We start from the raw sequence: 2,589 nt of genomic DNA, 5'->3' as shown, positions 1-2,589 counted from the left end.
CGGCAGGCTTTAGCGCCCAACTCCAGCGGGCCTCGGCAACGCAATGGCCACTCGATACCGACATATTTTTCGCCGACCTGGCAAGCCGGATCCGGCATGGCACTCGTGTCGCCTTCGACGATGATGCCCACGCGGTAGTCCATGCCCAGCACGCGCAGATCGACGTCGCCGTCGCCATTCACGGTCATGCCCGGGATGCGTACTTTCAGGTCCGGGTTACTGGCCACGCCGTTACGGAAGGTCAGGTTGCCTTTGAGTTCCTGGAATGGCGTGTCCTTGCCCCGTGGCTCGCTGTTGAGGGTTTTGCGGTTCAGGGTGGCGATGCCTTTGCACAGCTGTTGTTCGAGGTTGGCGTTAAGCAATACGCCATTGTTGATGACGAAGCTGGCGTTGCCGTTGAGGCTGTCGATCAGTGCTTTCTGGCTGTTACCGCTGGCGGTCAGCGCGCTGTTGAGCGTCACCAGGCCTTTGACTGGCGGATTTTTGCCTTGGCTTTCGAGGATTTTCTCTACCGGCACTTTGTTGATGCTCGTCTGCATGCTCAGCGCGGGTACTTGCTGGCGCAGGTCGAGGGTGCCCTTGGTTTCGAAGTTGCCGTCGTACAGGTCGCCGCGCAGGTTCTCCAGAGTCAGCAGGCCGCCCAGGCCTGTGGCCTTGAATGCCGCGTTGTGAATCGGCAGCTTGTCGAGGGTCAACTGGCCAAAGGTCAGGTCGGCGTCCACGTCGAGTTTGCTCAAGCGTTCAACTGGCAGCAGACGTTCGGTACTCCACGCGTCCTTGGTCGGCGATTCCGGCAGCGCAGTGGTGCCCGCGCCAGCCATGGCATTGGCCTCGGTGCTGGCAACTTCGGCCTGGCGCACCTGTGTTGCGCTGTTGGCTTCGGCGGATTTGGGTGGCAGATAGCGGTCGACATTGAACGTGTCAGCCTTCAGGGCTGTGCGTAACGACTGTTTGGCGAAATCCTCGATGGCAATACGGCCACTGAAGGTGCTGTCATCGATTTTCAGGTTGATGTTATCGAACGAAACGCTGGTCGGCGTGCCGGCAACACGGCTGGCCAGTTCGACTTTGCTTAAACTGCCTTCGGCCATGGCCGGAAGTTTCTGGCCAATACTGTCGATGAATTTAGCCAGGTCGAACTGGGCAATCGAAATGCCGCCGCTGATCTGTGGCGTCTTGTCGAGGTCGTTGACCTTGAGTTCACCCAGTGCGCGCAGTTGGTTGGCGGAAATCTTGATGCCGGTCCATTCGGCGACGTTCGCCGCTTTATCCAGCAGCAACTGCCCTTGGGCGGAGAAAGTCATGGTTTTGCCTTGCAGCGGGTCGCCGGCGACTTCGCCCGACGTTTTCATGTCTTCGAATTTGTAGCGTTGCAGCGCGCGTTCAAATCGCAGCACACCATTGAGCTCGGTGCGAATACGCAAAACCGGCTGGTTGGTGCCGAGGAACGCGGTGAGTTTGACCGGGATGTTGGTCGAATCATGCACCGGGCCTGTACTCAGCTGGATGCTTTCGGCGCTGAACTGCCTGCCGGTCTTCTCGTCGCTGTATTCAACGCGGGCGTTGTTCACGGTCAGGCTGTCGATGTCCAGGCGAATCGGCTGGGCCGGTTTTTCTACCTGGACGGTGGCCTCTGGTGCAGGCGCGCCCGTGGTGGCCGGTGTCCCAGCCGGAGTGGCTGGCATCGGGACCTTGCCGACATCTTCCCAGTTGCCATGGCCGTCCTTGTCGCGGTTCAGGCGCAGGTTCAGGCCTTCGACACGGACATCGCTCATCTGCACTTCGCGGCGCAGCAGCGGCAGCACGCGTACTGACAGGCCCAGCATCTGCAAGTCGGCGAACGGCTCCGTCGGCTTGGCCAGGGTCGCAACACTCGCCTCGTGCAACTCCAGGCCCAGCCACGGGAACAGGCTCCAGCCGATATCGCCATTGAGCGTCAGCTCGATGTGGGCCTTGTCGCGGGCAATCTGGCGAATCTCGTCTTTATAGTCGTTGGGATCAAAGAGATGGGTCAGGGCAAAGCCCAGCGCCACAATGATCAGCAACAGCCCGAGAAGTACCAGACCCAGGATTTTGCCGAACGCTTTCATGGGCGAGTCCTTGTAGATAGTCGAATTCGAAATTTAGCCGGGGAGTATAGCGCTCTGAAGCGGACGACCGGTCAGGCGATAACTGCGGGCAGTACATCCAGTGGCAGTTTCAGCTTGGCGGCAAGCRCCTGGGCTTCAAGATGTCCGGCAGGGGCCAGCAGGCGCAGGGTGGCACTGGAATCAGAGGCCATTTTTTGCGCTTCGTTCACCAATCGCTCGGCGACGCCACGACGCCGGGTAATTTTTCGTACGCAAAGTTGGGACAAGTGCCAAACGTCCTGATTTCGTTGCAAGCGGGCGGCCCCGAGCAGTCGATCATTGAAGCGTCCGGCGATCAGCGAGCCGTCCCGCAGGCAGCCTTCGATCAGCTGTACATCCCCTGAAAACGGGGCGTACAGCCAGTCCGGAGCGTCGCGGTAAATTTTCTGCAGGTCTTGCTGATCCTGGTAAGTGGCCTCGTTCAGTGATTCGACAATAATCGGCATGGCGCCTCCTTAAG

The 2,589-nt window shown here is 59.6% G+C and carries 2 protein-coding genes; both read right to left on the bottom strand.

The genetic code is table 11. The features are described 5' to 3' along the window. Window positions 1-2,090 (bottom strand): AsmA family protein (locus tag AC1DRJ_RS24150; RefSeq protein WP_477804366.1); only part of this gene is annotated, 2,090 nt, incomplete at its 3' end. Between the two features lie 71 nt (window positions 2,091-2,161). After that, window positions 2,162-2,575 carry an acetyl-CoA sensor PanZ family protein gene (locus AC1DRJ_RS24145; protein ID WP_477804365.1) on the bottom strand — a complete coding sequence of 138 codons (414 nt, stop codon included), beginning with the start codon at window positions 2,573-2,575 and terminating at the stop codon, window positions 2,162-2,164. Window positions 2,576-2,589 lie beyond the last annotated feature (14 nt).

It is taken from the genome of Pseudomonas sp. P5_B2, assembly GCF_056400445.1.
Note: the sequence above shows the minus strand (reverse complement) of the source record. Positions and strands in the feature narration are given on the sequence as shown.